General features: G+C 65.8%; 17 protein-coding genes. 9 read left to right on the forward strand and 8 right to left on the reverse strand.

Annotated elements, in window-relative coordinates:
* The first annotated feature begins 30 nt into the window (after nt 1-30).
* Nucleotides 31-1,053, forward strand: a complete 1,023-nt coding sequence (locus tag Q6D67_RS14175; RefSeq protein WP_304706317.1) for a L,D-transpeptidase family protein — start codon at nt 31-33, stop codon at nt 1,051-1,053.
* 61 nt (nt 1,054-1,114) lie between these two features.
* Here Q6D67_RS14175 and Q6D67_RS14180 read toward each other — a convergent pair whose 3' ends face one another.
* Nucleotides 1,115-1,375: an Lpp/OprI family alanine-zipper lipoprotein gene (locus Q6D67_RS14180; protein ID WP_304706318.1), complete on the reverse strand. Its 261-nt coding sequence runs from the start codon at nt 1,373-1,375 to the stop codon at nt 1,115-1,117.
* A gap of 176 nt (nt 1,376-1,551) precedes the next feature.
* Here Q6D67_RS14180 and Q6D67_RS14185 point away from each other — a divergent pair, with 176 nt between their 5' ends.
* Nucleotides 1,552-2,007 (forward strand): murein L,D-transpeptidase family protein, encoded by a 456-nt coding sequence (locus Q6D67_RS14185; RefSeq protein ID WP_304706319.1) that lies wholly within the window; start codon nt 1,552-1,554, stop codon nt 2,005-2,007.
* Between the two features lie 43 nt (nt 2,008-2,050).
* On the opposite strand, the gene putA is transcribed toward Q6D67_RS14185, so the two are convergent.
* The 3 genes from putA to pap are packed head-to-tail and all read right to left on the reverse strand — an operon-like array spanning nt 2,051 to nt 7,839.
* Nucleotides 2,051-5,809: a bifunctional proline dehydrogenase/L-glutamate gamma-semialdehyde dehydrogenase PutA gene (putA, locus tag Q6D67_RS14190; protein WP_304706320.1), complete on the reverse strand. Its 3,759-nt coding sequence runs from the start codon at nt 5,807-5,809 to the stop codon at nt 2,051-2,053.
* A complete protein-coding gene (locus Q6D67_RS14195) occupies nt 5,810-6,292 on the reverse strand; it encodes an asparaginase domain-containing protein (RefSeq protein ID WP_304706321.1) in 483 nt (160 codons plus the stop codon).
* Nucleotides 6,289-7,839: a polyphosphate:AMP phosphotransferase gene (gene pap / locus Q6D67_RS14200; protein ID WP_304706322.1), complete on the reverse strand. Its 1,551-nt coding sequence runs from the start codon at nt 7,837-7,839 to the stop codon at nt 6,289-6,291. Before pap ends, Q6D67_RS14195 begins: the two co-directional genes overlap by 4 nt.
* A 94-nt stretch (nt 7,840-7,933) precedes the next feature.
* Here pap and Q6D67_RS14205 point away from each other — a divergent pair, with 94 nt between their 5' ends.
* The 3 genes from Q6D67_RS14205 to Q6D67_RS14215 are packed head-to-tail and all read left to right on the forward strand — an operon-like array spanning nt 7,934 to nt 14,010.
* Complete coding sequence (locus Q6D67_RS14205; RefSeq protein WP_304706323.1) at nt 7,934-8,563, forward strand: class I SAM-dependent methyltransferase; 630 nt, start codon at nt 7,934-7,936, stop codon at nt 8,561-8,563.
* A gap of 12 nt (nt 8,564-8,575) precedes the next feature.
* Complete coding sequence (locus tag Q6D67_RS14210) at nt 8,576-10,327, forward strand: autotransporter assembly complex family protein (protein ID WP_304706324.1); 1,752 nt, start codon at nt 8,576-8,578, stop codon at nt 10,325-10,327.
* A complete protein-coding gene (locus Q6D67_RS14215) occupies nt 10,324-14,010 on the forward strand; it encodes a translocation/assembly module TamB domain-containing protein (RefSeq protein ID WP_304706325.1) in 3,687 nt (1,228 codons plus the stop codon). Before Q6D67_RS14210 ends, Q6D67_RS14215 begins: the two co-directional genes overlap by 4 nt.
* A gap of 14 nt (nt 14,011-14,024) precedes the next feature.
* On the opposite strand, the gene Q6D67_RS14220 is transcribed toward Q6D67_RS14215, so the two are convergent.
* The gene (locus tag Q6D67_RS14220) at nt 14,025-14,663 is read right to left on the reverse strand and encodes an OmpA family protein (protein WP_304706326.1); all 639 of its coding nucleotides are present in this window, start codon (nt 14,661-14,663) and stop codon (nt 14,025-14,027) included.
* 201 nt (nt 14,664-14,864) lie between these two features.
* Here Q6D67_RS14220 and Q6D67_RS14225 point away from each other — a divergent pair, with 201 nt between their 5' ends.
* A complete protein-coding gene (locus Q6D67_RS14225; RefSeq protein ID WP_304706327.1) occupies nt 14,865-15,905 on the forward strand; it encodes a metal-dependent hydrolase in 1,041 nt (346 codons plus the stop codon).
* Here the strand turns inward: Q6D67_RS14225 and Q6D67_RS14230 are convergent.
* The 3 genes from Q6D67_RS14230 to Q6D67_RS14240 all read right to left on the reverse strand — a co-directional run bounded on the left by Q6D67_RS14230 (nt 15,870) and on the right by Q6D67_RS14240 (nt 21,246).
* Nucleotides 15,870-17,051 carry an alanine--glyoxylate aminotransferase family protein gene (locus Q6D67_RS14230; protein ID WP_304706328.1) on the reverse strand — a complete coding sequence of 394 codons (1,182 nt, stop codon included), beginning with the start codon at nt 17,049-17,051 and terminating at the stop codon, nt 15,870-15,872. The two genes, Q6D67_RS14225 and Q6D67_RS14230, sit on opposite strands and share 36 nt — an antisense overlap.
* 16 nt (nt 17,052-17,067) lie before the next feature.
* Complete coding sequence (gene ppdK / locus Q6D67_RS14235) at nt 17,068-19,683, reverse strand: pyruvate, phosphate dikinase (RefSeq protein ID WP_304706329.1); 2,616 nt, start codon at nt 19,681-19,683, stop codon at nt 17,068-17,070.
* A gap of 672 nt (nt 19,684-20,355) precedes the next feature.
* Nucleotides 20,356-21,246 (reverse strand): LLM class flavin-dependent oxidoreductase, encoded by an 891-nt coding sequence (locus tag Q6D67_RS14240; RefSeq protein WP_304706330.1) that lies wholly within the window; start codon nt 21,244-21,246, stop codon nt 20,356-20,358.
* A 216-nt stretch (nt 21,247-21,462) separates the two neighbouring features.
* Between Q6D67_RS14240 and Q6D67_RS14245 the strand changes: the two genes are divergently transcribed.
* The 3 genes from Q6D67_RS14245 (at nt 21,463) to Q6D67_RS14255 (ending at nt 24,908) form a co-directional block, all read left to right on the forward strand.
* Nucleotides 21,463-22,491: a TIGR03617 family F420-dependent LLM class oxidoreductase gene (locus Q6D67_RS14245; protein WP_304706331.1), complete on the forward strand. Its 1,029-nt coding sequence runs from the start codon at nt 21,463-21,465 to the stop codon at nt 22,489-22,491.
* Between the two features lie 90 nt (nt 22,492-22,581).
* Nucleotides 22,582-23,769 (forward strand): acyl-CoA dehydrogenase family protein, encoded by a 1,188-nt coding sequence (locus Q6D67_RS14250; RefSeq protein ID WP_304706332.1) that lies wholly within the window; start codon nt 22,582-22,584, stop codon nt 23,767-23,769.
* 11 nt (nt 23,770-23,780) lie between these two features.
* Nucleotides 23,781-24,908, forward strand: a complete 1,128-nt coding sequence (locus Q6D67_RS14255) for an acyl-CoA dehydrogenase family protein (protein ID WP_304706333.1) — start codon at nt 23,781-23,783, stop codon at nt 24,906-24,908.

Raw genomic sequence — 24,908 nt, forward strand, 5'->3', positions numbered from 1 at the left:
CCGCTGTTTTCCCGAGACTGTTGCCCCCTGATGTACGATTTTCGATTGTTCTCCGCGCGCGTCCTGCTGGTCGCGCTCGGCTTTTTGCTGCTGCCCGCAACCCTGCAGGCAGAAACAACCCCGCCCGCCAGTGCCGCAAGCGGCTTTTATCCCTTGCCGGAGAAGGAAGAGCACCTGGTGGGCCACCCCCGCACCACGGTAGCCTCGGAAGATGACACCCTGGTCCTGATCGGCCGCCGCTACCGTACCGGCTACGGTGCCATTCGCGCCGCCAATCCGCTGGTGGATTCCTGGATGCCCAGGGAGGGGACCGAGGTTCTGCTACCGACGTGGCATATCCTGCCGGAAGCGCCGCGGCAAGGGATCGTGATCAATACCGCGGAAATGCGTCTGTACCATTTTGAGGCGGCCAGCGGAGACCACCCGGCCAGGGTGGGGGTCTATGCCATCAGTATCGGCCGCGATGGCCGGGAAACCCCCCTGGCCGGTGCCCGGGTAACGCGCAAGGCGGAAAACCCCACCTGGTACCCCACGGAGACCATCCGCGAGGAGCGTGCGCAGCGGGGCGAGCCGGTACCCGCGGTGGTGCCCCCGGGGCCGGCCAATCCGCTGGGAACCCGCGCCCTGTACCTGAACCTGCCGACCTATCTGATCCATGGCACCAATCGCGAGCTCGGCATCGGTATGCCGGTAACTGCGGGCTGTGTGCGCATGTACCCGGAGGATATCGAATATCTCTACGAACAGGTGCCCGTGGGCAGCAAGGTGGAGATTGTGCACCAGCCGGTAAAAGCGGGCTGGTCCGGTGATGTGCTGTATGTGGAATCCCACGATCCGCTGCAAGAGTTGCAGCTGACCCAGGAAGAACGACTGCAACAGCTGCGCGCGGCCATTGCCCGTACGGTGAGTGACCGGGCGGATTTTACCGTGGACTGGGACAAGGTGCGGGAAGCGGTACTGGAGTCGACCGGCGTACCAGTGCCGGTGGGGCCAATCTGGCTGGTGGATGAAGCGCTGGGGCAGGTGGACGATGCTGCGACACCGGCAGGCTGACAGCCGCTACGAGAGAGCAGCCCGGCGGAGGACCAGCCAGCCGCAGGGCAACCCACTGGACTTACTTCTGCATTGAGGTCTGGAAAGCGCGGTCGATCTTGCTGTTGGCTTCGTCAGCGCTGCGCTTGGCTTCTTCGGCGATGCGCTTGGCCTCATTGGCGGTGCGCTCGGCACTGGCCGCGGTCCGCTTGGCTTCGTCGGCAGAGCGCTGCGCAGCTTCGGCCGTGCTACGGACTTCGTCGGTTTGCGAAGTGTTGGCACAGCCGGTGGCCAGAGTCGCGAATGCAGCAATGGCTACAGCCTTGATAAGCGTGGATTTCATGATATTACTCCTTGAACAGGGCTGGCCTGTCAGTCTAAGAAGCCACAAAGTGGCGGGTCACGTGCAAACTTCGAACTCCCGACCTCAGGTCCTGTGAGTCCAACTTGTATAAATTAACATTGCCGGAGTATCGCAAACCAGTGAGCAGAGCATCGTTTTTATTGATTTGTGCATTTTTGCTGAATTTTTCGCTTACCCAGGCGGCCCTGGCCTTCATCCCGGTCGATACGGTGCTGGTGATCAAGTCAGAACGGATGCTGTACCTCAAATACGAAGGCGAGATATTGCGGCGCTACCCGGTGTCGCTGGGGCCGGTGCCCTGGGGACACAAACAACAGGAGGGAGATGAGCGCACGCCCGAAGGCCGCTATGTTCTGGACTACAAGAACGCAGGCAGCCGTTTCTACAAGTCCATTCGCGTCTCCTATCCCAATCTTCGCGACCGCCTGCGGGCGGAGGAACTGGGGGTCGATCCCGGAGGCAACATCATGATTCACGGCCAGCCCGAGGGTGCGGAGGAGGGGGCCCAGCTGTTCAACTGGACCGACGGCTGCATCGCCGTCAGCAATGAACACATGGATGAAATCTGGCAACTGGTGACAGTCGGAACGCCGATCGAGATCCTGCCCTGACAGCGCGGGCCAGGGTGCTGCTGGCCAGGTCTGCGTTGAACGCTTAACTGGCCATGGTCATCAGCGAGGCGTTGCCGCCCGCGGCGGTGGTGTCAATGCTCACGGATTTTTCCACCAGGGTCTGGTGCAGCAGCGTGGTCGGCGCCACGCAGCTGATCAGGGGCAGGATCGGGCCGTCACGGGTTGCCAATAGCTGCGCCACGGCGTGCAGATGGCGGCTGCGTGCGTGAACCATGACACCGCCCAGGGCCGGATCCAGCAACAGTCCGCTGGCGGCGGCCAGCGGCTGCAGGGGCAGCAGCGAGGCGGGGAAACCCGCGTCCACCATCGCGGCTACCAGCGCTTGCCACTCCGGCAGCAGTTCTTCCGTTGCCACGGCGGTGACGCTGTTGCCGGCCACCAGCGCGGAGATCGCCGCCATCAGATATTCCCCGTTGTAGCGATCGTCATCCAGCACCAGCAGCAGGCAGCCGCGAGGTTCCAGGCGCAGGCTGTTGGATTCGCCGGTCGGCCCCGGCAGGATTTTCGGTGCCGCCAGCAGTGCGGCCGCGTAGCGCAGTTGGTCGCGCACAGCGGTGAGGGTGTGCTCGAGGATCAGCGGATTGTCTTCCGGTCGCCGGGCGTAGCTGGCGAGGAACTGGCGCAGGGTCGACACGCGCTCGTGCAGGCCGCGCCGGGCCCAAACCCGGCCGGCCTTGTGGGCCGTATCCAGGGCGCGGCCAACATTGGCGTGGCCGTTCTCTGTCGGCAGCGGGCACTGGCCGGCAGCATTTTCCGCCTCCTCACCGGTGGTCACCAGACGCGACAGGTACTGCGGCCCCCCGGCCTTGGGCCCGGTACCGGACAGGCCGCGGCCGCCAAAGGGCTGCACCCCGACAATGGCGCCAATCATGTTGCGGTTGACGTAGATATTGCCCGCCTGGACCCGCTCCGCGGCGCGGTTGCAGGCCTCCTCGATCCGGCTGTGGATGCCGAAGGTGAGGCCAAAGCCGGTCTGGTTGATCTGCTCCAGCACCTCGTCGAAGGCCTCGGCCCGGTAGCGTATGACATGCACAATGGGGCCGAAGACTTCCTGCTCCAGCAGCGACAGGTTGCTGATTTCGTAGAGGCGCGGGGCGAAAAAGCTATGTTCCCCGGGCCCGGGAATGGTGCAACAGTGGAGCAGGCGACCGGTGGCATCCAGATAGCGCACATGGTCCTCGAGGCCGCGCAGGGCTTTGTGGTCAATCACCGGCCCGATGTCGGTGGCGAGCAGCGCGGGGTCTCCCACCCGCAGCTCGCGCATGGCGCCGATGATCATCTCGATGACCTTGTCGGCAATGTCCTCCTGCAGGAACAGCACTCGCAGCGCCGAGCAGCGCTGGCCCGCACTCTGGAAGCCTGAGGTGACCACATCCCGCACCACCTGCTCCGGCAGGGCGGTGGAGTCCACCAGCATGCAGTTCTGGCCGCCGGTTTCCGCCACCAGCGGCACCGGCGCGTCCGGCCGCGCCGCCAGCTGCCGCGCGAGCCAGGAGCCGACCGCGGTAGATCCGGTAAACATCACCGCCTTGATCCGCGGGTCCGGTACCAGCTGTTCGCCGACGGCCTTGCCCTCTGCCACCAGCAGCGCCACCACGCCGGGTGGAAAGCCGCAGTCCCGCATCAATTCCAGCGTGCGCAGGGCGATCAGGCTGGTCTGTTCCGCGGGCTTGGCGACCACCGTGTTGCCGGCGGCGAGCGCGGCGCTGACCTGGCCCAGAAAAATCGCCAGGGGGAAATTCCAGGGGCTGATGCAGAGCACCACTCCGCGCGCTGCAAGCCCGTGCTCGGCGAACTCTGCCTCCTCGGCGCGGGCGGCGTAATAGCGCAGAAAATCCACCGCTTCGCGCACCTCGGCAACGCCGTCGGGCACGGTTTTGCCGGCCTCCTTGCAACAGATGGCGATCAACTCGTCCCGCTGTTGCTCCAGCGCCGTGGCGAGCGCGCGCAGCAGCTTGGCTCGCTCCGCGACCGGGGTCGCGGCCCAGCCAGCGAAGGCGGCCTGGGCCGCGGCGGCGGCTGCTTCAATGGTAGCGGCGTCGGCGAGCGCAATGGTGCCGACCAGTTCGCCATGGTCGGCCGGGTTGCGCACCTCCTGGCTGGCGCCGGCAAGCGCCGGGCTCAGGGGCAGGGTATCCAGCCATTGCTGCATGGCGTCGCGGGCGGCGGTCAGGGTGGCGGGGTGGCTGAGGTCCATGCCGGCGGCGTTGGCGCGCTCGTCCCCGTACAGGTCTGCGGGCAGGGGTATATTGGGGTTGGTTTTGTGACGCCAGCCGCGGACGGTTTCCACCGGGTCTTCCAGCAGTGCCTCCACCGGAATGTTCTCGTCGACGATGTTGTTGACGAAGGAGCTGTTGGCGCCGTTTTCCAGCAGTCGCCGCACCAGGTAGGCCAGCAGATCCGAATGCACGCCCACCGGCGCGTATACCCGACAGGGCACCTTCGCCTCTGTGACCACCTGGTCATAGAGAGTTTCACCCATACCGTGCAGACGCTGGAATTCGTAGCCCCTGCGCTCACTGTCGAGCTCCAGAATGGTGGCGACGGTGTAGGCGTTGTGGGTGGCGAACTGTGGATACAGGCTGTCGCGGTAGGCCAGCAGGCGCGCGGCGCAGGCCTGGTAGGAGACATCGGTAGCGGCCTTGCGGGTGAACACCGGGTAGCCTTCCAGGCCCTCCACCTGGGCCAGTTTGATCTCGGTGTCCCAGTAGGCGCCCTTCACCAGCCGCACCATCATCCGGCGCCCGACGCGCTGCGTCAGCGCCCGCAGCCATTCAATGACGAACAGGCTGCGCTTCTGGTAGGCCTGTACCGCGATGCCAAAGCCCTGCCAGGTGCCTAGCTCCGGGTCCACAAACACCGCCTCGATGATGTCCAGTGACAGCATCAGCCGGTCGGCCTCCTCGGCGTCCACGGTGAAGCCGATGTCGTGGCGCCTGGCCGCCAGTGCCAGTGCCTTGAGCCGCGGCACCAGCTCTGCCATGACCCGTTCGCGCTGGGCGAACTCATAGCGCGGATGAATCGCCGACAGCTTTACCGAGATGCCCGGGCTGGTTTCCGGCCCGCGTCCGGCGGCGGCCTTGCCGATGGCCTCGATGGCGTTCAGGTAGCTGTCGAAATAGCGCTGGGCATCGGCGGCGGTGCAGGCCGCTTCCCCCAGCATGTCGTAGGAGTAGCGGTAGCCGCGCTCCTCGGGGCCGCGGGCGCGTTCCAGAGCCCGCTCGATCGTCGTGCCCATGACAAACTGGGTACCCATGATCTGCATCGCGTAGCGCACGGAAGCGCGGATCACCGGCTCCCCCAGCCGGCCCATGGTTTTTTTCAGCAGGCCGAACTGGCGCGGGTTGTCCTCGTCGTTGTAGTTGACCACCTTGCCGGTCAGCAGCAGGCCCCAGGCGGAGGCGTTGACGAACAGGGATTCGCTGTTGCCGAGGTGAGAGCTCCAGTCGCCGTCCGCCAGCTTGTCGCGGATCAGGCGGTCCACCGTGAGCCGGTCGGGCACCCGTAGCAGGGCTTCTGCCAGGCACATCAGGACAATCCCTTCCTCGGTGGAGAGGGCATACTCCTGCAGCAGGGCGTCGACCCCACCCTTGCCCTGTTGCGCCTTGCGGATTTTGATCACCAGCGTGCGGGCGCGCTCCCAGGCCCGGCTGCGGGCGGCCTGGCTGATGTCGGCGATGGGCAGCAGGTGTGCCAGTACCTCCGCTTCATCCCGGCGGTAGAAGGTTGCCATCTCCCGACGAATGGGATCGTCAGTCTCGAGTGAACCCGCAAACAGCATCTAGGCGGCCTCGAAGCGGTTGGCGGCCACATTCTTGACCACCTTGTCGGCATCGAACACCTCGCCATTCATGGCGATGTAGACTCCGGGTGGTTTGCTCTGCACCGCGCCGATGGCGCAGCCGATGTTGAAGATGGCGTCGGATTGGGCGAAAGCGGCGGGCTGCAGGGCGCCGGTGAGGACGATGCACTTGCCGGGAATCCCCGCCAGGGCGCGCGCGCTGCTGACCATACCGTCGGTGCCGTGGGTAATCAGCACGCACTGCTCGGAGCAGCGCTCGGCGGCCGCGCGGATGGCGGCGCGGTCCGCATCGGTCAGGTCGAGGCTGTCCTTGCGCATCGCGGATTCCACCGTCCAGGCGAAGCCCGCGCCCATTCGTTGCAGCAGCTCGCCGATCACGGGCGCACCCACCTGGTAGTCACTTTTGGCATCGAAGTAGATCTTGTCGATGGTGCCGCCGGTGGTGATGATATGTAACTTCATGTATTCGGGGCCGAGGTCTGGAAGCGGTCGCTCATTATAGCGGCAGGCTCCGGTGCTGGGTACTCGCCCCCCAGCGCCTGGTTCAGCGCCTGGCACAGGGTTCGCAGGATTTGCACGCGCGCGTAGCGCTTGTCGTTGCCTGCAACCAGGGTCCAGGGAGCGAAGCTGGTACTGGTGTGGGCAACCATATCTTCCACCGCATGCGCGTAGTCGTTCCAGTGCTCCCGATTGTGCCAGTCGTCCTCGGTAATCTTGTACTGCTTGTGGGGTTTTTTCTGGCGATCCTCGAACCGCCGCAACTGCTCCTCCGGGGTAATGTGCAGCCAGAATTTCACCACAATACAGCCGTGGGCGACCAGCTGGCCCTCGAACTGGTTGATTTCGTGGTAGGCCCGACGCCAGGCCTCCGGGGGCGCGAACCCTTCCACCCGCTCCACCAACACCCGACCGTACCAGGACCGGTCAAAGATGGTTGCCCGACCGTCCCGCTCCAGTTTGCGCCAGAAGCGCCACAGGTAGTGGTGCGCGCGCTCTTCATCGGTCGGCGCCGCATACTGTACGACCTGGTACAGGCGCGGGTCGATGGCGGCGGTGACGCGGCGAATTGCAGAGCCTTTGCCGCCCGCGTCCCAACCTTCAAACACGGCAACCAGCGAACGGCGCTGGCGGTGAGCCAGCCAGGCCAGGTCCTGCAGGTGGCGCTGATACTGTTGCAACCGGGTCTTGTACTCGCCCTTGCCCAACTCCAGGTCGGTGGGCACCGCCGCAAGTATCGTGGGCTGGTCCTGCACACCGGGTTTGTCGCGGTGTTTTTTCTTCCGCGGCGCGGGTTTTTCCGCACGACTGGCGCGTTCCTGGAGAGCCCGCAGGATGAACTCGCCGCCGGTGATCTCCCGGTACAGGCGGTCCTCGGCCTCGATCAGGTGCCAGGGTGTGTGGCCGCTGTCGCTGCCGAGAACGATCTGCTCTGCCGTCGCCAGGGCGCGCGGATACTGGTCCCACCAGTGCCCGGCGTAGGCGTGTACCCGGGGGTTTTGCTGCAGTCTTGGCGCTTCCTCATTGAGCTGGCGGCGCTGGGTCTCGCGGGTGACGTGTAGCCACAGCTTGATCACCAGGGCGCCATCGTCGTACAGCATGCGTTCGAAGCCGTTGATTTCCTCCAGCTGTACCTGCAGGTCGCGCATGCCCAGCTTGCCCTCGGTGGCATCGTGCAGGGGGCGGGTATACCAGGAGCCGAGAAAGATGCCGGTTATCCCTTTCGGCGGCAACTTGCGCCAGAAGCGCCAGAAGAAGGGGCGCTCCTCCTCCTCGTCGGAATGCATCCAGATGGCGCTGGTCTCGATGCGGCGCGGATCCATCCACTCATTGAGACGGTGGACCAGGGTGCCTTTACCAGCCCCGGGGAGGCCCGCGACCACAATGATCACGGGGTAGTCGCGCTCGGCCTGAGCGAACTGCGCCTGCAGCAATTCCTGGCGCAGTCTCAGCTCCCGTGCCTTGTAATCGCCCGGCGAGAGGAACTTGCCGGTCTCCAGCGCCTCAAACATGTTTATAGATGCTCCTTATACGAGCTGCTGCGATAGCGTAGGCTTGCGCGCCTCACCCCGTTATAATCATACGCACTTCAGGGAGATAGTCAGCATGGGCTTTTATGAACGGCATATACTGCCGTACTGCATCAACTGCGCCTGTGGCAGCAAGCCGATCATGCAGCAACGGCAGAAAATCGTGCCCAGGGCGCGGGGAACGGTGCTGGAAATCGGTATTGGCACCGGGCTCAACCTGCCGTTCTACGACCCGGCCCAGGTCGACCGTGTGATCGGCCTCGACCCCTCGGAGAAATCCTGGGAGCTGGCCGGCAAGCGGGCGGCGCACGTGGACTTCGAGGTGGAATTTATCGGTCTGCCCGGCGAAGAAATTCCGCTAGCTGACAGCAGCGTTGACACCGTCCTGGTGACATTCGCCCTGTGCACCATCCCCGACCCTGTCGCCGCCCTCCAGGGCATGGCCCGGGTGCTGCGCAGCGGCGGCGAACTGCTGTTCTGTGAGCACGGCAGGGCGCCCGATGCGGACGTGGTGCGCTGGCAGGACCGCCTCAACGGTTTTTGGCGGACAATGGCTGGCGGCTGCAATCTGAACCGCGACATTCCCGCGCTGCTGACGGCCGGGGGCTTTGCGGCGGAGGTCGTGGAAACCATGTACCTGCCCGGCACCCCGCGCTTCGCGGGCTACAACTACTGGGGTCACGCGCACCTCGTCGACGGCCCCTGACGGTCGCCCGGTATGCAGCTCTTGCGCGCCTGGACCCTGCCACTGATATTACTGCTGGCCTCCGTTGAGGGCCATGCGGAACCGGTCCTCGAGTACCGGATCGAGGGTCTGAAGAGCGCTCAGCGGACCAATGTTGAAGCCTGGTTGGGGCCCGCGCCGGAGACCAGCGCGGCCAGAGCCAACTTCATGACCTCGGTGCGGGACCGGGTGGAGCGCAGCCTCCAGGCCCTTGGATACTACCGTGCCGATGTCGATCTCAGCGTCGACCGGGAGCGCGACCCCTGGCGCCTGCTGATCGAAGTCGACCTCGGTGAGCCCGTCACTGTCACTTCCCTGGACCTGCAGCTTGTTGGCGGGGCCGCATCCGATCCGGCCTTTGAGCGCCTGCTGGCCAACAAACCGCTGAACGAAGGCGATGTCCTGCACCACGGCCATTACGAATCCCTGCGCGATTCGCTGCTCAGTCTGGGCCAGCGGCGGGGCTACTTTGATGCGGAACTGGTGGTGCGGTCGGTGGAAGTGGAACCCGGAGCCGGCGAGGCGCGGGTCCGGCTGCACTACGCCAGCGGCGAGCGCTACCGCATCGGTGAACTGCGTCTGGACGAGGAGATCCTTACCCGGGAGCTGCTGGTAAAGCTGCAGAACTTCGAGCCGGGCGCGCCCTATGAACTGGGTACCCTGCAAAGCCTGCAGACGCAGTTGCAGCGCACCGGTTATTTTTCTGCCATCACCCTGCGGCCTGTCCTGGACGAGCGGGCGAACGGCGAAGTTCCCCTGGACCTGGAGCTGTTTCCGGCCAAGCGCCACACCATTGACGTCGGTATCGGCTATAGCACGGACACCGAAGAGCGGGTATCCCTCACCTGGCGGACACCGAAGATCAACCGCCATGGTCACAGCCAGGAAACCCGCCTGGAGTACTCCGCGATCAATCCCAGCGGGCGCTTTATCTACAATATCCCCCTCACGCACCCGCTGAACGACGTCCTCCAGTTCGGGTTGCGGGTGGAGCAGAACGAGTTTGGTGACCTGGAGAGTCGCCAGCAAGAGGCGCTGGTGCGGCGGGAGCAGCGCTACGGCAACTGGATCCTGAGCTATCACCTGCGGCTGCTCAATGAACAGTGGGACGCCGGACCGGTGGACGGCAATGAGGACTATCTGCTCCCCGGTGTATCCATATCCCACAAGCGGCGCGAGGGCCCGCTGGTCAATCCGACGTGGGGCTTCAGTCAGCTGTATTCGGTCGAGGCGACATCCAGCCAAATGGGTTCCAGCGTCGATATGACCCGGCTTTACGCCAACTGGATTTACGTCCTGCCCCTCGCCGAGCGCCACCGGATGGTGGCACGCGCCGAGGCTGGCGCCGCCCTGCTCGGCGATGGCCAGCGGGATGACCTGGCGCCGTCCCTGAGTTTCTTTGCCGGCGGCTCCCAGAGCCTCCGCGGCTTCGCCTATCAGTCCATCGGCAACGAAGTTGATTTGTCGCTGAGCGATGGCGAGGAGCGCGAATTCGTATTGGGCGGCAACCGTCTGGCGGTCGCCAGCCTGGAGTACCAGTACACGTTTCTCAAGGATTGGCGGGGTGCGTTGTTTGTCGACGCTGGCGACGCCTTCGACGAGGGCGAGTTCGAGGCCAACTATGCCGCCGGCGTTGGTGTCCACTACATGACCCCGGTAGGCGCCATCAAACTCGAAGTAGCGCGCAGCATCAGTGAGGATGAGCCAAGCTGGCGCCTGCATATAAACATAGGAGCTGAGTTTTGAAGCGGCTGGCGCAGGGCATTGTGCTGTTGCTGGTGCTGCTGTTGGCACTGCTGGCGGCAGCGCCGTTCACCGCCCCCGGCACCCGGCTGCTGCTGGCGCTGGTGCCGTCGTCGGTGCCCCTGCAGGTGGAGTACGAGAGTGGCCGTCTCGCCGGGGAACTGCGCCTGCGGCGGCTGGTGTTGGCCACGGAGGGCTTTGAACTCGAGTTGAAAGACCTGCACATGGAACTGGAGCGGGGCTGCCTGTGGCAGAGCCGTTTCTGTTTCACCCGGCTTGACTTGGGCAGCCTGGCCTTTGCGGTAGTTCCCGCCGAGGGGGAGGAGACCGACACGGCGCCGACTGCCAGCGAACCGCTGGAGCTGCCGGTCAGTGTAGTTGCACCTCGCGTACGGATTGCTGCATTGCAGGTGCGCTGGCCGGGTGGAAGTTGGGAGCAGCAGCAGGCGAGCCTGGCAGTGCAGGTGGATGAATCCGGTATTGTTCTGGATGAGGTGGCTGTCGCCGGCGGGCTGTTGACCCTGGAGGCCGACCCCGAGGTCGCCCCGAGCGCTACCCCAGAGCCGCTGCTGCTGCCGGAGATTGGCCTGCCCCTGCTGCTGGTGGTGGAAAGCCTCGAGCTGCAGGCTCCGCGTCTGCGCCTGGGCGAAATCGAACATGGCCTGGAGCGGCTGGCCCTGGCCCTGAGCTGGCAGGGCACTGAGCTGACACTGGCCAGGCTCGAAGCCGATAGCGCCGAGTGGGGCTCCCTGAGCGCAGAGGGCGAACTGGATCTGGCCGGTGCCTGGCCAATGGGCCTGCAACTGGATGCCAGGCCAGCCAATGCCGTGCTGCCAGAAGCCCTGCAGGGTCGCTCCCTGCAGCTGGGGCTGAACGGACCGGCTGACGCCCTGGTCATTGCGCTAACGGTGCCGGGTGAGCCGGCCCTTGAACTCAGCGCAGACGCTAACCTGTTGGATCCGGCGCTGCCGTTCGCGGCCGAGGCGCGCATCCTGGGGCCAGCGGGCTTTGCCCTGGCGCAACTGCCCGGGTGGCCGCCGGAACTTGCCGACGCCAGCCTGACCCTGCCACTTGTGGTGGCTGCGGAGGGCAATCTCCAGGCTCAGACAATAACCCTGCAGGCGGAACTGGTGGATGCCGGCTACCCCCTGCTGGCTGTGCGCCTGGCGGCTGCGCACAGTAACGGTAGCGTAGAGGTACAGGAACTGCGCATCACCGATGTGGCCGGTGAGGGCCGTGTGAACCTGGCGGGAACGCTGGCCTACGGCGACCCACTGCGCTGGCAGGCTACACTCGAATCGCCGGGCATGGTGCTGCCGGCACTGAACGATTACCTGTTCGGGACCCTGCAGGGCAGGCTGGCAACCACCGGAACCCTGGTGGACGGTCACTGGCAGGCAACTCTGGACGAGGTCGCGATCAGCGGCGAGATCAACGGCCTGCCCGCAACCCTGAGCGGGGATCTGGCGCTGGCCGCGGGCAGCTACATCACCGCCGGGGAACTGCTGGGCGAGGCCAACGGTGCTCGCCTGCGCCTGCATGGCGGCAGCGGAAGTGAGACTGACGCGGTGGTGGAACTGGCCATTGCGGATCTGGGGCGCTGGCAGCGGAGCAGTCGGGGCAGCGCGCAGCTGCGGGGCGAATGGCGTGCGGAGGATGCCAGGGTAGACCTGCAGGGCAGCCTCAGCGGCGTGCGCTGGGACAACAACCGGATCGACGAGGGTACACTTTCCGGCCAACTGGAACTGGGCGCGAGCGGGGTTCTCGATGCCGAATTGAGCCTGCAGCAGGTAACGGTGGTCGAGGTTTTCCTGGGCACGGTTGCGGCGCAGGTCACTGGCACCCGGGAGGAACCCAGGCTGGTGCTGTCCTCCGGCGGCAGGTTGGCGGGTGAACTGCAGCTTGCAGCGCGTCAGGAGGGCGACAGCTGGACAGTGCAGGTGAATACCGACGGTGTCCAGACGCCCCTCGGGCCACTGACCCTGGAAACTCCGTTCACCGTGCGCTACGGACCCGACGGCAGCAGCATGGAGGCGCACTGCTGGCGGCTGCCCGAGAGCACCCTGTGCGCCTCGGAGTGGATCCTCGGGGCAAGCGGCGGCGGCACTGCGGCGCTGGACGGCGACCTCGCCCTGTTTGGCGCTCTGCTGCCCCAGCAATTGCAGGTGGCTGGCCCACTGACCGCCTCCGTACGCGCCGAGTGGCAGCCGGATTCCGCGCTGCGGGCAACGGCCCAGATCCTGAGCCCCGAGGGCACCATTACCCAATTTTATCCGGAGGGAGAATCCGCCACCCTGAGCTGGGATTCACTGACCGCGAATCTGGAACAGGGCGCGGACGGGTTGGTACTCGATGCCGCCATGCAGCGGGAGGGCGCCAGAGTCATATCCCTGGCAGTGCGGCTGCCTGGAGATCGCGCCGGGGCCCTGGAGGGCAGCCTGGACCTGGAGCAGCTGCAACTGGCGGCGCTGCGCCCCTTTCTGCCCCAGCTGTCGCGGCTGGAAGGCGAGGTCAGCGGCGCCCTGCGTCTCGCCGGTACCCAGGCGGAGCCCGAGGTCCTGGGTGAACTGAAATGGTCCGGGGGCGCGCTCGAGGCCCACGCCAACCCCACCGAATTACGCGCTGTGGAACTGACGGTGAATCTGTTCGGTGAGCGCGCGGAACTCGCGGGTACGGCCCGGCTCGGGGGCGGGGAACTGGCGATCAGCGGCGATGCCAGCCTGCGGCCCGAGTTTGCACTGAGCCTGGTTCTGCGGGGTGAGAACAATCGCCTGTTGTACCCGCCCAGCACCGAGGCCGTGGTAAGCCCGGACCTGCGCCTGCGGGCGACTGCCGATGGCGTCGTGGTCGGGGGCGAAGTGCTGGTGAAATCCGGCATCCTCGCCTATGAACAGTTACCCGCCGGCAGCGTTTCCCTGTCGCCCGATGTGGTGGAAGTGGACTACGCCGGCAACGTGGTTGCCCCGGAGAGCCCCTTCAACCTGGACGCGGAAGTCCGGGTACGGATCCGGGACAAGTTCCGGGTCCAGGGTCGCGACCTCAATGTCACCGTGGGCGGCGACCTGTCCCTGCAGCAGGTGTCCGGGCAGCCGCTGCAGGTATTCGGCAACCTGAATATCGTCGGCGGCGAATTCCGCGCCTACGGCCAGCGCCTGCTGGTGCGCCAGGGCCGGATTTCCTTTACCGGGTTGCCGGAAAATCCGGATCTCAACCTGCGCGCGGAGCGTGAGATTCCCGCCGATGAGGTACGCGCGGGGGTCATGGTCAGCGGTACCCTGGAGGAGCCCCGGATCACCCTGTACTCGGACCCGGCGCTGTCGCAGACCGAGACCCTGTCCTACCTGGTGCGCGGGCGCGGCATGGACAGCGGCGCGGGCGCGGACGGCACCGCGATGGCACTGTCGGTGGGTACCGGGCTGGTCAATCAGAGCGGGATCGTGGAGGGGCTCAATAGCCTGCCCGGCCTGCGCAATGTGGAATTTGGTGCCGAGGGCTCGGAAGACGAGACTGCGGCCACAGTCAGCGGCTATATCGGTGAGCGCATTTACCTGTCATACGGCGTCGGCCTCTATGAACCGGTCAACACGCTAACCGCGCGCCTGTACCTGCAGGCACGCCTGTGGCTGGAAGTGGTGAGCCGCCTCGAGAGCTCGGTCGATCTTTACTACAGCTTCGATATCGACTGAGCCCGCGGGCTCGCTCAGGTCTGTGGCAGTATGTGGAGCTCGACCCGGCGATTCCGGGCGCGGCCCTGTTCGCTGCTGTTGTCCGCGACGGGCTGATCGAAGGCCATCCCCTGCGACAGTATCCGCGAGCGGCTGACGTCCCGGGTGACCAGATAGTCGGCGACGCTGCCGGCGCGGCGCTCGGACAGTTGCTGATTGTGCTGGCGACTGCCGGTGTTGTCGGTGTGACCGGTCACCCGGAGGGTGGTCTCGCCGTACTTGGCAAGCACCTCGCCGACGGAGTTGAGCGTGGGATAGAAGTCGTCGCGGAGGTTGTAGGAGTCGGTCTGGAAAGTGATGCTGCCGGGCATGACCAGGCGGATGTTGTCGCCCTCGCGGACTACCTGGACGCCCGAGCCCTGCAGCTGCTCGCGCAGCTTGGCTTCCTGCACGTCCATGTAGGCACCGACGCCGGCACCGACCACCCCGCAGCCCAGCGCCGCATTGCGGGCGTGCTTGCTGGAATCCATGGAACCGACAATGCCGCAGACCGCCGCAGCGCCCGCTCCGTAGGCGGCGGCCTTGCTCGCCTGGCGCTCCCCGGTATAGGGATTGGTGGTGCAGGCGCCCAACAAAACGGTGGCGGCGGCAATGGATGCAATCTTCAAGCGCATGTAAAGTCTCCTCGTCCGGATACTGCCCGGCAGCGTAACAGGTGTAAGTCAGGACCCATTCTCAGGGGTCAGGGGATGCATTGTACCCTAGAGTCTACAGTGGGCATGTTAACTATTGTAAGCAAGGAGTAACGCCAGGCTCATGCCGATAAATTCCTTTTCAGTGTCCGGGGCGGGCCGGTGTGCCCGGGAGGCCTGCCTGTGGACCCTTTGACCCAGGGTGCCCTGGGCGCGGCCCTGCCGCAGGCCGCGGCCACGCGTCGCCAGGTGCTGGCGGCCGGCGCGCTCGGCTTCCTGTCCGGGATGGCGCCGGATCTCGACGTTCTCATCCGCTCGGCGGAAGACCCGCTGCTGTTCCTGGAATATCACCGCCAGTTCACCCATGCGCTGCTGTTTATCCCGGTCGGAGGGCTGCTTTGCGCGCTGCTGTTGCATCGCCTGATCGGGCGCCGGGCAGGGCTGGGGTTCGGGCGGACCTACCTGTTTTGCACCCTGGGCTATGCCACCCACGGCCTGCTGGACGCCTGTACCACCTATGGCACCCTGCTGCTGTGGCCGTTCAGCGACCAGCGCTTTGCCTGGAACACCATCTCCATCATCGACCCCCTGTTTACCCTGCCGATCCTGGCGCTGATCATATTTGCCGCCGTGCGTCGCCGACCCGCCTGCGGCAGGGCGGCAGTGGTCTGGGGGCTGATTTACCTGGCCCTGGGCGCCTGGCAGCGGGACCGGGCCGAAGTGATGGGCGAGGCGCTGGCCGCCGAGCGCGGGCACTTGCCGCTGCGGCTGGAGGCCAAGCCCAGCTTTGCCAATATCCTGGTGTGGAAGGTGGTGTACGAGACCGCGACTGACTTCCACGTTGACGCCGTGCGTAGCTGGCCCTACGCAGTGGTCTATCCCGGGAGTTCGGTTCCCCGGCTGGATACCGCCAGAGACCTGCCCTGGCTGGACCCGGCCTCGCAGCAGGCGCGTGATGTCGAACGGTTCGCCTGGTTCAGCAATGATTACGTGGCCAGCGACCCGCTGATTTCCGGGCGGGTGATCGATGTCCGCTATTCGCTGCTGCCCAACGAGATCGATTCCCTCTGGAGCATCCAGCTGACGCCGGAGGCGGGGCCGGAGGAGCACGTCAGCTACACCATGCACCGCAACCGCCGCGACGGGCAGTTGCAGACGCTGTGGCAGATGTTGCTGGGGCAACCCCTCTCAGGCGGCGGCGAGCACAGCGTCAGCGGCCTCTAGCGCCGCCCCGGCATCCAGCCGCAAGCCCTGCCGGGCGAGGGTCGTGGCCAGCGCCGTGAGGCACAGGGTGACATTGGCCGCGGTACAGGCGTGGCCCATGAGGCCGATGCGCCAGGTCTTTCCTGCCAGGGCGCCGAGGCCGGCACCGATTTCCAGGTTGAAATCCTCAAGCAGAGTCTTGCGCAGGGCGGCGTCGTCAACGCCCTCGGGGATCCGCACCGCATTCAGCTGCGGCAGGCGGTACTCCGCGGCCACCGCCATTTCCAGCCCCAGTGCTGCAAGGCCCGCTACCAGTGCATCGTGGTGCCGCCGGTGGCGCGCGTGGGCCGCCTCAAGGCCCTCTTCCCGCAGCATCAACAGGGCTTCGTGCAGGGCGTAGAGCAGGTTGATCGGTGCCGTGTGGTGGTAGGCGCGCTTGCTGCTGCCGCCCCAGTAACCCATCACCAGCTGCATGTCGAGAAACCAGCTCTGCACCCGCTCGCTGCGGGCCTGGATCCGTTCCACCGCGCGCGGGCTGAACGTTACCGGCGACAGCCCGGGGATGCAGGACAGACATTTCTGGGTGCCGGAATAGACCGCGTCGGCACCCCAGGCATCGACCTTGAGTTCAATGCCCCCCAGGGAGGTCACCGTATCGACAATGGACAGGGCACCGTGCTCCCGGGCCAGCGCGCACAGGGCCTCGGCGTCACTGCGCACCCCGGTTGAGGTTTCTGCGTGGACCAAGGCGAGCAGGGAAGCCTCGGGGTGGGCCTTGAAAGCAGCGGCAACCTTGTCCACGCTCACCGGCTGGCCCCAGTCGTCCTCCACCAGGATGGCGGTGCCGCCACAGCGCTCCACGTTTTCCTGCATGCGCCCGCCGAAGACACCGTTGCGGCAGACAATGACCGTATCACCCGGCGACACCAGGTTGACAAAACAGGCCTCCATGCCGGCGGAGCCGGGGGCGGAAATCGGCAGGGTCAGGGCGTTTTCGGTCTGGAAGGCATACTGCAGCAGGCCCTTGACTTCGTCCATCAGGGCCACGAACAGCGGGTCCAGGTGGCCGATGGTAGGGCGCCCCAGGGCGCCGAGGACGCGGGCGGAAACATCCGAGGGCCCGGGGCCCATGAGAATACGGCGCGGCGGGAAAAAACTCTGGTTCATTTGTGGGGTCCTTGTGTCAGGAGCGACGGGTTTCGGTTTCCCGGCGCACTTTGGCCTGGGCCGCGGCGATACGCGCCACCGGCACCCGGAACGGGCTGCAGGACACATAGTCCAGGCCCAGGTCGTGGAAGAACTGGATCGAACGGGGATCGCCGCCGTGTTCACCGCAAATGCCGTACTTGATGCCGGGTTTGCGCGCCCGGCTCTCGGTCACCGCGATCTCCAGCAGGCGGCCGACGGCGCGCTGGTCCAGGGTGACGAAGGGGTCGCTCTCGACCAGTTTTTTCTCCAGGTACATGGGCAGGAACTTGCCGACGTCGTCGCGGGAAAAGCCGTAGGTCATCTGGGTCAGGTCGTTGGTGCCAAAGCTCATGAATTCCACTTCCGCCGCCAGCCGGTCTGCGCCGAGGGTGGCGCGCGGGGTTTCCATCATGGTGCCGATCTTGTAGGGCACGGAAACCTGCTTCTCCTTCAATACCGCCTGGATGCCGCGGTCGATGATCTCGCTGATCAGGCGGATCTCGCGCACGTTGACCACCAGCGGAATCATGATTTCCGGCAACGGCTTCAATCCCTCTTCAGTCGCCCGCACCGCGGCGCTGATTATGGCCTTCACCTGCATCTCGGTGACCTCCGGATGCACGATGGACAGGCGGCAGCCGCGGAAACCCAGCATCGGGTTTACTTCCTTCAGGCTATCGCTCATCGCCCGGATCTTCTCCAGCGGCTTGTCGATGCGGTGGGAGAGGGCGATCATGTCCTCTTCCGTGTGGGGCAGGAATTCGTGCAGCGGCGGGTCCAGCAGGCGCACCGTCACCGGCAGCCCGTCCATCACCCGGAACAGGGCCAGCATGTCCTCTTCCTGGAACTGCAGCAGCTTGTCCAGATAGCCCTGGCGCTCTTCGCGACTCTCCGAGAGGATCATGCCGCGCATCTGGTCAATGCGTTCGGCATCGAAGAACATGTGCTCGGTGCGACACAGACCGATGCCCTCGGCGCCGAGTTCGCGGGCCTTGGCGGCATCTTCCGGGGTTTCCGCATTGGCCCGCACCTTCAGCCGCCGATGCTCATCGGCCCAGGACAGCAGGATCTGGAAATCCTCGCTGCTGCTGGCTTCGGTCTTGGGCACATCACCGAGCATCACCTCGCCGGCGGTGCCGTCCAGGGTGATGACATCGCCGCGGCGGATGACCACGCCGCTGGCGGTGGTCGCGGTACCCGCGGCGTAGTTGATACTCAGGCCAGTGCAGGCCGTGATGGCGCAGACCCCCATGCCGCGCGCAACCACTGCCGCGTGCGAGGTCATGCCGCCCAGTTCCGTGAGAATCCCGGCGGCAACCTTCATGCCGTGGATATCTTCCGGCGTGGTCTCCCGGCGCACGAGCACGACGCTGTCACCGGTGGCCGCAACTTCCACTGCTTCCTCCGCCGAGAACACCACCCGGCCGGTGGCGCCGCCGGGGCTGGCGGGCAGGCCGGTGGCGACAATCTGGGTTTTCTGCTCCGGGTCCACCATCGGGTGCAGAAAGGATTCCACGTGCTCCGGTGACACCCGCATCAGGGCTTCGCTCTCGGTAATGAGGCCCTCGCGCACCATGTCCACGGCGATCTTCACCGAAGCCCGGCCAGTGCGCTTGCCGCTGCGGGTCTGCAGCATGTACAGCTTGCCTTCCTGCACCGTGAATTCCAGGTCCTGCATGTCGCGGTAGTGCTTTTCCAGCTGCGCCTGGGTGCGAAACAGCTCGGCGTACACTTCCGGCAAGCGCTCATCCAGGGCGGACACCGGCAGCGGTGTGCGGGTGCCGGCCACCACGTCTTCACCGGCGGCATTGAACAGGAACTCGCCGAAAAAGCTGTGCTCGCCGTTGGAGGGGTTGCGGGTAAAAGCGACGCCGGAGCCCGAGGTGTCGCCGAAATTGCCAAACACCATCGCCTGCACATTCACCGCCGTACCCAGCGTCTCCGGGATGTTGTTCATCTCCCGGTAGACATAGGCCCGCGGCGTATGCCAGGACAGGAACACCGCCTCCACCGCCAGCTTGAGCTGGACAAAGGGGTCCTCCGGGAAGTCCACCAGGGTCTTGTAGATGCGGATGATTTCCAGCCAGTCCCCGGCGTTCATTTCCACATCAGTGCGCTTGCCGTGGGCGGCCTTGTACTTTTCGATCTCGTGCTCGAACTGCTCGCCATCGGCACCCAGCACCACGTTCGCGAACATCTGGATAAAACGCCGATAACAGTCGTAGGCGAAACGCGGATTGTCGGTCCTGCGCGCCAGGCCCGCGGCAATTTCATCGTTCAGGCCCAGGTTGAGGATGGTGTTCATCATGCCCGGCATCGACACCGCCGCCCCCGAGCGCACCGAGAACAGCAGCGGATTCTCCGGGTCACCAAAGCGCGCGCCCATCTTCTTTTCCACCAGGTCCAGCGCCACCCGATACTCCTGCTCCAGCAGTGGCGGCAGCTTGTTGCCGAACTCGAAGAACTCGCGGCAGGTAGGGGTAGTGATGATGAAACCGAAGGGCACCGGCAGGCCCAGCGCGGTCATTTCACAGAGATTGGCGCCCTTGCCGCCGAGCAGGTCGCGGTCGTCCTTGCTGCCCTCGTTGAACAGATATACGCGCTTGGCCATGGGCCCCCCGGGTCAGGTTGTGGTTGCTGGTTTTAGCAGCGCGCGAGTATAGCGGAAAAGGGGGCGGGTCGGGAGCACTGCCCACCGTGCCGGGTTCACTCCGGGTCGCTTCGTTCCACTGGCGGCCTCCGGCCGCGGCGTCGCTCCGCCACGGGTATGCTCCTTTCGCTTCATTCCGGGCGCATGCGGCGCGTTTGCCGTTGGTATTCTTGCGCTGCCGTCTGGCCGCGCACATTGTGAGCAGGGATGGCACCTGGCATGGCGGGGGCAGATTTGAAGCTGGTCTGTTCCCACTTACAGGGCTGGGGGTTGGCAGCCACTAAGTGGAAGACGGTGGGCGCACCGACGCCCTCCAAGTCCGCGAAACGACATCCCCGCACCGGATCAACGCGGGTGGGGAAACTGAGGTCAAGGTACGTTGTTATCGGAGAGTCACCCGCTCAGCGGTTGGCAGGGGGAACCGAGCGAAACGGTGTTCGATGGCAATGGTCACTGCGACCTGGTTAACGAAGTCCTGAGCGATCATCTCGACCACCCCGCGTTGATTCGGAGCCCCCGGTTCCCGGAGCGACGCAGCGGCCGCGAGGCCGCCTCTCGAACGAAGCGAGCTTTTAAAACGACTCAGGCCTTCAAGCTGGCAGTTGAACGACGTAATAACCAACCGCTGAGAACTCAGCCGCCACGCCTCAGCAGCAGGTCCCCCAGCCGGTCCACCTCGGCGATATCCGCCGTCGCCGGCACCAGGAAAACCTCCTCGCAACCCGCCGCCTCGGCATTGTCCAGGGCCTCGAGGATGGTGTCCTCGGAGCTGCGGTGCACCGACTCGGCCATCATCCTGGCGATTTCCGGCCCGGCGATGGCGAGGTAGTCGTAGACGTAATCGTACAGCCGCTGGGGGCCGTCGTCGGCGAGGGTGCACCAGAAACCGCCGAGGCGGTAGGGCTTCTGCTCGCGGCCGGCTGCGTCCCAGGCTTCGTCGGCGAGGCGGAAGGCGTTGGCCAGTTCGGCCTGTTCGCCGTTGCCGGACCAGCCGTAGAGGCCGTCGGCCCACTGGGCGCAGCGGGCGATACTCTTGGGGCCGAGCACGCCGGCCAGCAGTTTGGGGCCGCCGTCGCGGGTGGGGAGGGGGCCGATGGCGCCGGCGCCGGGGATGACTTCCTGCTGGTTCCACACCTGGCGCAGGGTGGCGACCTGCTGGTCCATGCGGCCGTACCGGCCCTTGAAGGGTGCCTCGACCGCGGCGTAGTCGGCTTCCCTGCCGCCGTAGCCGACGCAGACCTGCTGCACGCGGCCGCCGGAGAGGATGTCCAGGCTGGCAACTTCCTTGGCGACCTGCACCGCGCTGTGCATGGGCAGCACGTACAGGGTCGGGGTGATCTGCACCCGGCTGGTACAGGCAGCGGCAGCCGCCAGCAGGATGCGCATGTCGAAGGTGGGGCCGTGCACGCGTTCGCCGCAGGAGACGCTGTGGAAGGGCCCGGCATCGACCCGCTGGAACCACTGCAGGTAGTCGTCGCGGGTCAGTCCGGCTTTCATGTAGGGCAGGCAGATTCCGGTTTTCATTGTCGTGGGTCCTCCTTCTGGGACAGCGATTATGGCGCAGACGGCGAATGCCGGCGCGCCCCGGCGTACACCTATCTGTACCAGGGGCGGGCCTGTCGCGAGACGACGGCGCAGAACCTGTGTCGTGACGACATTGTCGTGGCAACGCCGCGATGCACTGCGCTATAACCCCGTTTGCCAACAGTAATCGCCACCCCGGAATTGGAGAGAAGAGCAGTGACCATAAAAATCGACGGACCGTTCTATGCCCAGTTGGGGGGCGCGGCCGCGGAAGCCCGGCGGCTGGCAGATATCGGCTATGACGGGGTGTATACGCTGGAGGGTAGCTGGGACCCGTTTCTGCCGCTGGTGCTGGCGGCGGAACACGCGCCGGGCCTGGATATCGCCACCGGCATCGCGGTCGCGTTCCCGCGCAATCCGCTGCACCTTGCCTACCAGGCCTGGGATCTGCAGCGCTACAGCGAGGGCCGCTTTCTGCTCGGCATAGGCTCCCAGATCAAGGCCCATATCGAGAAGCGTTTCGGCATCGACTTTGATCCGCCGGCGACCCGCATGCGCGACTATATCCTCGCCCTGAAGGCCATTTTCGCCTGTTGGCAGGACGGCACACGCCTTTCCTATGAGGGCAAATTCTATCGCCATACCCTGATGACCCCGATGTTCAATCCCGGTCCCAATCCCTTTGGGGTGCCGCCCATCATGCTCGGCGCCCTCGGCCCGCGGATGACGGAAATCGCCGGCGAAGTAGCGGACGGCCTTATCGTGCACCCGTTCAACAACGAGCGTTTCCTGCGCGAGCAGGCGCTGCCGGCGGTAGCCCGGGGCCTGGCGCAGGGGGGGCGGTCGCGTGCGGATTTCACCCTGCAGGTCAACGCGATTGTCATTACCGGGGAGGACGCGGCGGGGCGCGAGGCCGCCGCTACCGCGGTGCGCGGCCTGCTCGGCTTCTATGCCTCGACGCCAGCCTACCTGCCACCCATGGCGGCGATCGGCTACGCCGACCTGCAGCCGGAGTTGAACAAGCTGTCCAAGCAGGGCCAGTGGGATGCGCTCGGCACCCACATTGACGATGAGTTTGTCGCCGCCTTCGCGGTCAGCGGCCATCCAGGGGATATCGCCGCAGCGCTGCTGGCGCGCTACGGTGACTGCGCGGATCGGCTGGCGATCTACGCACCCTATGCCGCGCCCGATCCCATGTGGCGGGAAATCCTGCAGGATCTGCGGCGGCTGCAGGCGGCGGCCTGAGCACTTTCGCCACTAAGTTTGGCCGCAACCCCGCCTGCGGCAGTGCGCCGCGGCGGTTATTATCTGTCCCACAATCGCCGGGAGCCTGAGATGAAAATACAGTTTACCCCCGCGCAGCTGGAACTGCGCGACGAGCTGCGGGCTTATTTCCGCGAGCTGATGACCCCGGAGCTGCGCGCCGAGTGCGAGCGCGACATGGGCGAGGGCGGTGGTCCCCTGTGGCGTGCGGCGCTGGCGCAGATGGGGCGCGACGGCTGGATCGGCCTGGGCTGGCCCAAAGAGTACGGTGGTCGCGGTCTGTCGCCGCTGGAGCAGTTCGTGTTCGTCGAGGAGGTGATGCGCGCGGGCTACCCGTTCCCGTTCCTGACCACGGAATCCGTGGGCCCGACCCTGGCGGAGCACGGCAATGCCTGGATCCGCGAGGAAATCGTGCCGCAGATCCTGCGCGGCGAGCTGCTGATTTCCATTGGTTATTCCGAACCCGGTGCCGGCACCGACCTGGCCTCCCTGCGCACCAGCGCCGTTCGCGACGGTGACGACTGGGTGATCAACGGCCAGAAAATGTGGACCTCCCTGGCGCACTTCTGCGACTACACCTGGCTGGCGGTGCGCACCGACCCGGACGCGCCAAAGAAGCACAAGGGCATCTCCATGTTTCTGGTGCCCAACAGTGATCCGGGCTGGAGCTGCACCCCGGTGCACACCCTGGGCGGGGTGCGCACCAACGCGACCTTCTATGACAATATCCGGGTCAGTGACGACCACCGCGTCGGGGAATTGAACGGCGGCTGGAAACTGATTACCAGCCAGCTCAACCGGGAGCGGCTGAGCCTGATCAATTTCGGCCCCGTCTCCGAGCTGTTCAACCAGGTGGTGCACTGGGCGCGGGCCGCGATCGGGGATGACGGCCAGCCGGTGGCGGCCCAGTCCTGGGTGCAGGCCAACCTGGCCCGCAGCCGGGCCCTGATCGAGTGCATGAAGCTCATCGTCTACAAACAGTCCTGGGCGATGACCGCGGGCACCCTGGGCATGGCGGATGCCTCCGCCGCCAAGGTGTTTGGCTCCGAGGGTTTCATCGAGGTCTATCGCCTGCTCGGGGAGATCGTCGCCGAGGCCGGCCTGCTGCGCTCGCATTCGCCCGGCGCCCAGGAACAGGCCGGCCGCATCGAGCGCCTGTATCGTACGGCCTCGATCATCACTTTTGGTGGCGGCGCCAACGAGATCCAGCGCGACATCATTTCCGCCGCGGGGCTGTGGATGCCCCGCGCCAGCCGCTGAGGGAAGCGCACATGGACTTTGGATTATCCGAAATTCAGGAACAGCTGCGCGGGCTTGCCCGCAAGATCCTCGACGACAAGGTGAGCCCCGCCAGTCTGGCGGCCTACGATGAATACCGGGCTCCGCGTTTCGACCGGGAACTCTGGCAAACGCTGCTCGAGGCGGGCCTGCCAGCTGCCGCGGTGGCGGAGGAATACGGCGGCATGGGCCTGGGCTTCATGGAGCTGGGCCTGTTCATCGAGGAACTGGGCCGCAGTGTGGCACCGGTGCCGGTGCTGGCCCACTGTGTGTCGGCGATGCTGCCACTGCAGCAATTCGCTCCTGCCGGCTTGCGCGAACGGATCCTGCCCGCGGCCGCCCGCGGCGAGCTGCTGCTGAGCGGCGACTTCTGGACCGGCTTGAGCAGCGCCGATCCGACCCGGTTGCAGGCCCGGGACCAGGAGGGCGCGCTGATACTGGACGGCGAATGTGCTGCAGTGCCCTTTGCCCGGGAGGCGGACTGGCTGCTGTTGCCGGTGCGCCGGGGCGGGGCGACCGCGGTGGTTCTGGTGGATACCCGGGATCCAGGGGTTACCCTGACCGACCTGCAGATGACCCATTTCGAGCCCCACTGCCGGGTGACCCTGGCTGCTGTCAGCGTACCGGCGGCGGATGTCGTCGTGGCCAGCTGCGGGGAGGAGCTGCTGGCCTGGACCCGTGAGCGTTGCGCGGCGGCGCTCTGCGCCCAGCAGCTGGGTGCCGCCGATCACGCCCTGCGCATGGCGGCCAGCTACACCAGTGAGCGGCAGCAGTTCGGGGTGCCCATCGCCACCTTCCAGGCGGTGGGGCACCGCATGGCGGACTGCTATATCGATGTCGAGTGCCTGCGCCTGTGTGCCTGGCAGGCCCTGTCCCTGCTCAGCGACCAGCAGCCTGCGACCACCGAAGTGCAGATTGCCAAGATCTGGGCGGGTGATGTCGGCCACCGGGTCAGCTACGCCTGCCAGCATGTGCACGGCGGCACCGGTATCGACCGCGACTATCCCCTCTGGCGCTACTGCCTGTGGCTGCGCTACAACGAGATGGCGCTGGGTTCCAGCGGCGCCCAGGTTGCCGCCCTCGGCCAGCGCCTGGCCGCGGGGGAGGGCCTGTTCAGCTGA

It is taken from the genome of Haliea sp. E1-2-M8 (assembly GCF_030649675.1).
Lineage (GTDB): Bacteria > Pseudomonadota > Gammaproteobacteria > Pseudomonadales > Halieaceae > Haliea.